Raw genomic sequence first — 9,079 nt, 5'->3', positions numbered from 1 at the left:
AGAAAAAATTGTTGGCGATTAAAAATTTTAAAGTATGTATTTTTATTAGTAGGTTTATAGGGTTTAGTTTTTGAAGTATAAATTTGGAGAGTTTTTGCTCTCCATTATAATTAAGCATTAAATTATGTGAACTTTTACACAATATCTGTTAATAAGCCGCGATAAGTTCTATTTCCACAAGTGCGTCTTTTGGCAAGGTCTTAACAGCTACTGTACTTCTGGCAGGATAAGGCTCTTTAAAAAATTTAGCATACACAGTATTTACTTTAGCAAAATCTCCCATATCTGCTAGAAATATTGTGGTCTTTACAGCATTATCAAAAGTAAGCCCTGCCTCAGCCAAGATATTTTTTAAATTTTCAAGTGATTGCTCAGCTTGGGCCTCTACGCTACTACCTGCAAACTCACCCGCTGGTGTGACACCAAGCTGACCTGAGATAAACAAAAATCCATTTGCGCTAATAGCTTGAGAATATGGTCCAATCGCTTGTGGAGCATTTTTTGTTGAGATTTGTTTTTTCATATTTTCTCCTTTTGAAATTTTTTAAAATCCTACTATAAATTTTCTAAATTTTTAGTCTCTAAAAGCTATAATGGACAAAATTTCAAAAGGATGAAGATGCAAAATATACTCGCACCAAATGAGTTTTTAGATGATTATGTGCTCGGTGCTGAGTTGGCTAAAAATGCTGGCATCTCATCAAATGCTTATCTTTTTTGGAAAAACGTCATAAGTGCTAAATTTGAAAACTCAAGAATAGTTTTTCTTAGAAAAAATAGCATTCCAGTCAAATTTCAAAACACTATAAAAACCTGTACGCCTTTAAATGGCCTTATTCCAACAGGCGTATTTTGCTCTTTTACCTCGCTTGCTCCTTCTCATCTTGTAGCAAAAAATGGCTCTAAGATCTACGAGCTCTTTAAATTTCATGAGATTTGCGGCATCAAATTTATAGACTTGAAGAAATTTTATGATGATTTTAATCTTAGCTATTCTTATAGAATTTACATTGAAAAGTGCAAATTTTTCTCACCTGCTCCATTTGAAAAACGCATAAAATTAACTGAAACGATGTGTCTTGGATATTATTAAAGTCCGCTAGCTAGCTTGCTAGCGGGATAAATTTATATCTTTTTGTAAGGAGCTTGGCCAACTTCGTAGAAGTTATTGCCCTCGCAGTCAATGGCAACTATTGCTGGGAAATCCTCAACTGTAAGCCTAGCAACTGCCTCTGGTCCTAGTTCTGGATAAGCTAGCACTTCATATTTTTTGATACTTTGGCTAATGAGCGCTCCGATACCACCGATAGCAACCATATAAACACAGCATGATTTTTTCATAGCCTCGACTACTGCGTCACTCCTGTAGCCTTTACCGATCATACCATTTATACCAACTTCATTTATCATAGTTGGGGTGTATTTATCCATTCTACCGCTTGTTGTTGGGCCTGCTGCGCCGATAGCTTGATTTGGCTTGGCCGGAGTTGGTCCGACGTAGTAGATAGTCTCACCCTTTAGTTCAACTGGTAGTTTTTCGCCGCGTGCCAATGTTTCAGTAAGTGCCTTATGTGCAGCGTCACGAGCCGCTATGATAGTGCCTGATATTAGGACATTGTCGCCTGCTTTTAGGCTTTTTACCACCTCTTTATCAAATGGTGCTTTTATTCTTTTTACTTCTGACATTTTCTCTCCTTAAAGCTCGGCATCTGCGTGGCGTGCAGCGTGGCAGTTGATATTTATAGCAACAGGAAGACCTGCTATGTGAGTTGGATACCACTCGACATTTACTTTTACGGCGGTAGTATCACCACCAAGCCCTTGAGGACCAACGCCAGTTTTACAAGCAAGCTCTAGTAGCTCGTCTTCTAATTTGGCATATCTTGGATCAGAATTTTTACTATCGACTGAACGAACTGCCGCTTCTTTTGCCAAAAGTGCTGCCTTATCCATCGTACCGCCTATGCCAACGCCTATTGTTAGTGGAGGACAGGCATTTGGTCCAGCGTATTTTACAGCCTCTAAAAAGACTTTTTTTACACCCTCTATACCATCAGCTGGCACAAGCATTTTTAAAACTGATTTATTCTCACTACCAAAACCTTTTGGAGCTACTTTTATCTTTAGCTTATCTCCTGGCACGATCCTAGTGTGGATGACGGCTGGAGTGTTGTTTGTGGTATTTTTTCTCTCAAAAAGTGGCTCAGCAACGACTGACTTTCTTAGATAACCTTCAGTGTAGCCTTCCGCAATACCCTCATTTATCGCATCTTCAATATATCCGCCCTCAATATGCACATCTTGGCCGATCTGTACGAAAACAACCGTCATGCCTGTATCTTGGCATATAGGTGCAACGCCCTCTTCTGCTAGCTTAGCATTTTGTAAAATTTTGCCCAAAATGTCTTTGCCTAGTGACGAACTTTCGCTACTTTGAGCCTTTGTAAAAGCAGCCTTTAAATCTGGCGTCACGACATAACAGGCCTGTTTGCAAAGCTTGGCAACAACTTCTCTTATATCTTTTGTATTTATTATTCTCATCTTTACTCCTCGTAAAAAACAATTTTTAATTATATTAACTATATTTAAAATTTAAGATTAAATTTTACTGCTAGATATCTGCTAAAAAATTCATAAGGATTTATTTTACTTGACTACAACTAGAAGACTTATCTAAAACAAAAATTTAGTGAAATAAGAGATGACAAAATTTATACTAGAGCACCGTAATGTTTATAGAAATTTATATAGCATGGCTTATATGAAAACAGTTAAAGCCATAAATATATAAATTTAAGACTGAATGCTCTCCTCTTCATTTTTTATCTTTTTTCTAACTTTGACTCGTGAGATACTGGCTCCATCCATCTTTCTTACTTCGTAGTAGCAGTTTTCATCCTCGATCTTATCACCCACAACTGGCAAACGACCGATTAAGTTGAAGACATATCCACCGATCGTTACTTGATCTGTCTCTTCATCAAAGCTTATGCCAAGAACCTCTTCAACGCTCTCTAGATCATATCTGCCTTGAAATTCGTAAATATTGTCATTTATCTTTTTGTAGTGTTGATCGACCTCATCGTGCTCGTCATTAAAATCACCAAGCACCTCTTCCATTATATCTTCCATCGTAAGAAGTCCGGCTGTGCCGCCATACTCATCGACTACGAGTGCTGCTGAAATTTGCTCTTTATTCATCATTACAAGCACTTTTGAAATAGAAAGGCTCTCAGGCACGATGACAAATTTACGAACAATTGAGTCAAAACTCTTCTCTTTATCTTTGCTAAAGTGAAGTTGCAAAATATCTCTAATGTGTATCATGCCCAAAATAATATCTTTTGAGCCGTCTATATAAGGAAAGCGAGTGTATTTTGACTCAAATACAACTTGTAAATTCTCCTCAAAACTCTTTTGTTTATTTATGCAGATCATATCGCGCCTTGGCGTCATGATCTCTTTTGCGACTGTGTCACTAAAATCAACTGCATTTTTAATGATCTCAGTCTCAAAACTATCAAGCACGCCACCCTTTAAACTCTCGCCAACGATGATTTTTATCTCTTCTTCAGAATGCGCTAGCTCATTCTCTTTAGCTGGCTGGATACCTAAAATTTTAAGTCCAATGGTCGCTAAAATATCAAAAAGCTTAATTACAGGAGAAAATAGCACCCAGAAAAAGTGAAGTGGACGAGCGATTTTTAACACTGAAGTCTCAGCCTTCGCGATAGCAACTGACTTTGGCACAAGCTCGCCCATTACAACGTGAAGTAGTGTAATAAGCGTAAATGCGATCGCAAAACCAACCGTATGAACTAAGATATCGCTAAAGTTGAAGAAATTTTTAAGTGGTGCTTCTATAAGTCTTGCAACTGCTGGCTCACCGATCCAACCAAGAGCAAGTGAGCTTAGTGTGATGCCAAGCTGAGTAGCACTAAGATAGGTATCAAGCTTGTTTGACATCTCAAAAGCAAGCTGAGCGTTTGGCTTTTTCTCTTTGATAAGCTCTTCAAGTCTAGACTTACGAACTTTAACAAGAGAAAATTCTGATAAAACAAAAAAGGCATTTAGTAAAATGAATACAATGGCAAGTATTACCATTAAAAGCGAATTATCGCTACTGGGGTTCAATTATGATCCTTAAGAGTTAAAAATTTTTGCCTGATTATAGCGAATTTATATTTAGCGGTCAAATTATCCGCGCCCAAAAGTAACAACATTTCTTAAATTTAAGATTTATAAAAAGTTCTTAAATCATATTTTGATAACATTATTTTCATCACTAAATTTATGGATTTTACAATGAGCAAAAAGAATTTTTCATCGCGCTGGGCATTTATATTGGCCTGTGTTGGATCAGCAGTTGGCATGGCAAATGTCTGGGGCTTTCCTTATAAACTTGGCACAAATGGCGGTGCAGCGTTTTTACTCATCTATGTTTTTTTTATAGCTCTTTTTTCATACGTTGGTCTAAGTGCGGAGTATGCGATCGGCAGACGTGCAAAAACTGGCACACTTGGCTCATATAAATACGCATGGGAGAGTAGAAATTTAGGCATTGTAGGCAGTATTATTGGCTGGCTTCCGCTTGCTGGCTCACTTTGTATAGCCATCGGCTACGCAGTCATCATCGCCTACGTACTAAAAGCCCTTACTCAGGCACTTACTGGCTCATTTATGAGCGTTGATACGAACGTTTGGTTTAACTCATTTGCACTTCAAGATTACTCAGTCTTGCCTTATCATTTTATCATCGTTGTTGGCACGCTTCTTACACTATTTTTTGGAGCAAAAAGTATCGAAAAAACAAATCAAATAATGATGCCACTATTTTTTGTATTGTTTAGCATTTTGGCTATAAATGTTGCGATGCTGCCAAATGCATTTGATGGATATAAATTCCTTTTTATTCCTGACTTTAGTAAGCTTGCAGACCCGATGGTATGGGTTTCTGCGATGGGTCAAGCCTTTTTCTCGCTCTCTATCACAGGATCTGGCATGATCGTTTATGGAGCTTACCTTTCAAAAGATGAAGATATCGTTGAGAGTGCTAAAACTACGGCCTTTTTTGATACTATCGCAGCTCTTGTAGCCGCTCTTGTTATGATCCCAGCGGTCTTTGCCTATGCTATGGATCCAGCCGAAGGTCCAAAGCTACTTTTTGTAACGCTTCCAAAAATTTTACAAAACATGATCGGTGGACAAATTTTTGCCATTATTTTATTTACAGCTGTTATCTTTGGCGGTATCACCTCGCTTCAAAATATGTTTGAAGTAGTCGCTGAGTCACTAATGCATAAATTTCCGTTTCTTAATAGATTTTGGACACTCACGCTACTTTGTGCAGTTTGCTTTGGCATAGGAGCATTTATGGAGCCTATTAGTAGTTGGGGACCCTGGATGGACTTTGTGTCGATCTATATCATCCCAATTGGTGCGGTAATCGGAGCTATTTCTTGGTTTTGGATTATTAAAAAAGATGAAATTTTAGACGAGATAAATTCTGGAGCAAATAAATCTTATGGTAATTTCTGGTATTTTGTAGGCAAATTTATCTACGTTCCGCTAACATTTTTACTTTGTATCATAGCCGTAAGTAAAGGAATTTCTTTTTAAATTTAGCTCGCTAAAAAAGATGAGCTAAATTTAAAAATTTTTGAAGTTATCTTAGTTTTTTTGTGCCGATGTAAGTGGCAAAAATTTCTTGTGAGCCATCTTTTTTAAATAAAATAACATCGTATTGCTCAGCTTTACTGCCTTGCTCCATACCTTGGCTCTCCATCGGCATGCCAGGTACTGCGATACCAACTACGTCTTTTGGCTTAAGCTCTAGTAGGCGTTTTACCTCGTCAGCTGGAACGTGACCTTCTATGATATATCCATCGATGATTGCTGTATGGCAGCTTGAAAGCTCTAGCGGCACGTTAAATTCTTTCTTAACTTTTGCTATATCATCTACTTTGATGGTCTCTTCGCTAAATCCAGCTTTCTGCATCGCCTCACCCCAGCTAGTACAACATCCACAAGTTGGGCTTTTATAGACCTTCATATCAGCCGCGAACGCAAATGTTGCAAAAAAGCCAAGAGCCAAAAATGCTAATTTCTTCATCATTTTCCTTTACGTAAAATTTGCAAAATGATATAGCTCACATTTAAATTTTATATAAATGCTTAATATTGCTTGCTATAATTCGCCAAAATTTACAAAAGGCACTTTATGTTTTCATCATTTTTTAAAGATAAAAAATGGGCACTCTGGGCTTATGGCGGAGCGATATTTATCATCTTGCTTCTTATCTATCAAACGCACCTAAATGTCCGTATAAACGAGTGGTATAAAAATTTCTACGACATCGTGCAAAACTCAAAAGATCATGATGTAAGTGAGTTTTGGCGAGAAATTTTTAACTTTATAAAAATCGCTATGCCTTACGTCGTGACTTACACTGTGATCTCGTTTTTTGCTAGCCACTGGGTCTTTCGCTGGAGAGAGGCTATGACGTTTAGATATCTAAAATTTTGGCAAAACTGCAAAAGTGACATCGAAGGCAGTTCGCAGCGTATCCAAGAAGATGTCTACCGCTTTGCCAAAATAATGGAAAGCCTTGGTGTGCAGGTTTTAAGGGCGATCATGACGCTAATTGCCTTTATACCAGTGCTTTGGGAGCTAAGTAAGAGCGTGAGTTTGCCTTACATCAAAGATATCGAAGGCTCGCTTGTTTATATCGCTTTAATAATTAGCATCGGTGGTCTTATTATTTCGTGGTTTGTTGGTATTAAACTCCCGCATATCGAGTATAACAATCAAAAAGCAGAAGCGGCGTTTAGAAAAGAGCTAGTTTACGGCGAAGACGATAAGTCTAAATTTTGCCAGCCAAACGTCATGCTAGAGCTTTTTATGGGCGTAAAGTTAAATTATTACAAACTATTTTTGCACTATGGCTACTTTAATCTTTGGCTCATCTCTTTTTCACAAATTCTTGTCATCGTACCTTATGTCATCATGGGAAATGGCCTATTTAGCGGCGTTATAACGCTTGGTGTGCTTATACAAGCTAGCAATGCTTTTTCTCAAGTTAGAGAGAGTTTTAGCGTCTTTATCGATAACTGGACGACAATAACAGAGTTAAGATCCGTAAATAAACGTTTGAGAGAGTTTGAGAGAAATATAAACTACAAAGCGTAGGGGTTAAATTTACATACCAAATAAACTCTAGTAAATTTTAAAATTTCATTAGCGAGTAATTTCGGCTCTAAAATTTGAGCTAAGCTATAAGCGAAGCCAAATTTTAGTAGTCAATTCTTGCGAGTGAATGGAATTTTAAAATTTGTAAAATAGCTTTATTAAATTCGTAAATTTCTTTTTATTTAAAAGGGAGATAAGGGGACTTGAATTACGAAGCCGTCCCCTTATCCCCCTTTTTAAATCCCCTAAACCCCTCGCACGTTAGGAGTGGCATGCAATCGTGCTGGCGCACTGCATGCGTTTTATTTTAGAAAATTTCTGACAAATTTTAAAATTTGCAAGCCGTTTCAGCTCCAAAAATTAAATTTCCCCCTCGTTTAACAATACATATCTAACTCAGGCTATAATACGCAAAATTTTAGTCCAAAAAGGATAAAAATGAAAAAATTTTTACTTACATTGTTAGCGACTAGTTTGCTCTTCACTGGCTGCTCAAGCGTTACAAAAGCAGGCGTTGTTGGTGCTGATCGTAAGCAATTTATGTTAGTCTCATCAGAAGCTATGGAGCAAAGCTCGGCCCAAGCCTACGTCAAGACGCTAACAGCTGCTAGAAGTAAAGGCGAGCTAAATGTCGATCCAATCCTTACAAAAAGAGTTCAAGATATCGCTAAAAGGCTCATCGCTCAAACTGGTGTTTTTAGAGATGACGCTCTAAAATGGAAGTGGCAAGTAAATGTTATTAACGAGGATACGCTAAATGCTTGGTGTATGCCAGGGGGAAGGATAGTCGTTTATAGTGGCATCATAAAAAGGCTAAATTTAACAGATGCACAGCTAGCTGCGGTCATGGGACACGAGATCGCACACGCTCTTAGGGAGCACAGCAGGGAGCAAGCAAGTGCTGATCAGATGAAAAGCATAGGCATCTTTGCAATAGCCACAGCTACTGGCCTTGGCGATCTTGGAGCTAATGCTTTAAATTTAGCTAGCGAATACACCATATCTCTGCCGTTTTCTCGCTCGCATGAGACCGAGGCTGATCACATCGGTACTGAGCTAATGGCAAGAGCTGGATACGATCCAAAAGAGGCGGTCGAAGTCTGGGTAAAAATGAGCAAGATGAGTGGCGGAAAGGTGCCTGAAATTTTAAGCACACACCCATCAAATGAGAGCAGGATCAAGGACTTAAAAGAGATCGCAGCAAAGCTTGAGCCAGTCTATCAAGCTGCTAAAAAAGGTTAGACTTGATCGAATAAATTTGAGCAATCTTAATGGTTGCTCAAATTTATAACTAGTACATTTTAAAAAACTACGACTGCTAATATTCGGCTAGTTAGCAAGAGTCTTGGTTTAAAGCCCATAACAACTCTCGCCTAATTTTTGTATATAAAGAAAATGGCGAAATTTTAGGCTGATGTTTTATTAGTGATTTTAATCCTAAAATAGCTTACAAAATAAGTGTAGAAATAAGCATCTATGTAGCTAAAAAGGCTCTTGACATGGGTATTGGTAAGCAGCTTTTAAGTCAAAGTCTAGATGAGGCAAAGAGGCTAAATTTAAAAAAATTATCGCTCTAATATTTAGTGAAAATGAAGAAACTCTTAGGCTATTTTTAAAATTTGGCTTTGAAAAATGGGGTGAATTGCCCAGTATTTGTCTGATGGATGGCAAGTACAAAGATGTCGTTATCTTGGGGCTAAACTTTAAAAACCAAGCATTAAGCAAATAAAGATATAATTCCACTTCTTCATGGGTAGATGTCCGAGCGGTTTAAGGAGCACGCCTGGAACGCGTGTGTGGGGCAACTCACCGAGAGTTCGAATCTCTCTCTACCCGCCACCATATTAAGAAACACACAGAATTAATAAGCAAATTACAGCAATAAAATCT

Annotated in this window: 10 protein-coding genes and 1 tRNA gene; 6 read left to right on the top strand and 5 right to left on the bottom strand. The window is 37.9% G+C overall.

What is annotated here, in order from left to right:
* Nucleotides 1–148 precede the first annotated feature (148 nt).
* Nucleotides 149–523 (bottom strand): RidA family protein, encoded by a 375-nt coding sequence (locus ATCC51562_RS09295; RefSeq protein WP_021091966.1) that lies wholly within the window; start codon nt 521–523, stop codon nt 149–151.
* 96 nt (nt 524–619) lie between these two features.
* Here ATCC51562_RS09295 and ATCC51562_RS09290 point away from each other — a divergent pair, with 96 nt between their 5' ends.
* Nucleotides 620–1,093 (top strand): hypothetical protein, encoded by a 474-nt coding sequence (locus ATCC51562_RS09290; RefSeq protein WP_021091958.1) that lies wholly within the window; start codon nt 620–622, stop codon nt 1,091–1,093.
* A gap of 32 nt (nt 1,094–1,125) precedes the next feature.
* On the opposite strand, the gene ATCC51562_RS09285 is transcribed toward ATCC51562_RS09290, so the two are convergent.
* The 3 genes from ATCC51562_RS09285 to ATCC51562_RS09275 all read right to left on the bottom strand — a co-directional run bounded on the left by ATCC51562_RS09285 (nt 1,126) and on the right by ATCC51562_RS09275 (nt 4,104).
* On the bottom strand, nt 1,126–1,686 hold the full coding sequence (locus tag ATCC51562_RS09285; RefSeq protein WP_021091960.1) for a Fe-S-containing hydro-lyase: 561 nt from the start codon (nt 1,684–1,686) through the stop codon (nt 1,126–1,128).
* A 9-nt stretch (nt 1,687–1,695) separates the two neighbouring features.
* Nucleotides 1,696–2,541, bottom strand: a complete 846-nt coding sequence (locus ATCC51562_RS09280; protein WP_021091961.1) for a fumarate hydratase — start codon at nt 2,539–2,541, stop codon at nt 1,696–1,698.
* A 252-nt stretch (nt 2,542–2,793) separates the two neighbouring features.
* Nucleotides 2,794–4,104: a hemolysin family protein gene (locus ATCC51562_RS09275; RefSeq protein WP_223154647.1), complete on the bottom strand. Its 1,311-nt coding sequence runs from the start codon at nt 4,102–4,104 to the stop codon at nt 2,794–2,796.
* Between the two features lie 201 nt (nt 4,105–4,305).
* Here ATCC51562_RS09275 and ATCC51562_RS09270 point away from each other — a divergent pair, with 201 nt between their 5' ends.
* Nucleotides 4,306–5,619: a sodium-dependent transporter gene (locus tag ATCC51562_RS09270; protein ID WP_021091962.1), complete on the top strand. Its 1,314-nt coding sequence runs from the start codon at nt 4,306–4,308 to the stop codon at nt 5,617–5,619.
* Between the two features lie 46 nt (nt 5,620–5,665).
* Here the strand turns inward: ATCC51562_RS09270 and ATCC51562_RS09265 are convergent, their stop codons facing one another.
* Nucleotides 5,666–6,112: a DUF411 domain-containing protein gene (locus ATCC51562_RS09265; RefSeq protein ID WP_021091963.1), complete on the bottom strand. Its 447-nt coding sequence runs from the start codon at nt 6,110–6,112 to the stop codon at nt 5,666–5,668.
* A gap of 108 nt (nt 6,113–6,220) precedes the next feature.
* Here ATCC51562_RS09265 and ATCC51562_RS09260 point away from each other — a divergent pair, with 108 nt between their 5' ends.
* The 4 genes from ATCC51562_RS09260 to ATCC51562_RS09250 all read left to right on the top strand — a co-directional run bounded on the left by ATCC51562_RS09260 (nt 6,221) and on the right by ATCC51562_RS09250 (nt 9,028).
* The gene (locus ATCC51562_RS09260; RefSeq protein ID WP_021091959.1) at nt 6,221–7,189 is read left to right on the top strand and encodes a putative transporter; all 969 of its coding nucleotides are present in this window, start codon (nt 6,221–6,223) and stop codon (nt 7,187–7,189) included.
* 438 nt (nt 7,190–7,627) lie between these two features.
* Complete coding sequence (locus ATCC51562_RS09255; protein ID WP_021091964.1) at nt 7,628–8,431, top strand: M48 family metallopeptidase; 804 nt, start codon at nt 7,628–7,630, stop codon at nt 8,429–8,431.
* Between the two features lie 257 nt (nt 8,432–8,688).
* The gene (locus ATCC51562_RS10010) at nt 8,689–8,766 is read left to right on the top strand and encodes a GNAT family N-acetyltransferase (protein ID WP_414531055.1); all 78 of its coding nucleotides are present in this window, start codon (nt 8,689–8,691) and stop codon (nt 8,764–8,766) included.
* Nucleotides 8,767–8,940: 174 nt separating this feature from the next.
* Nucleotides 8,941–9,028: transfer RNA gene (locus tag ATCC51562_RS09250), tRNA-Ser, on the top strand.
* Nucleotides 9,029–9,079: the final 51 nt, after the last annotated feature.

The organism is Campylobacter concisus ATCC 51562 (assembly GCF_000466745.1).
GTDB classification, from domain to species: domain Bacteria; phylum Campylobacterota; class Campylobacteria; order Campylobacterales; family Campylobacteraceae; genus Campylobacter_A; species Campylobacter_A concisus_B.
The sequence above is the reverse complement of the archived record's forward strand: the minus strand, read 5'-3'. Positions and strand labels throughout refer to the sequence as shown.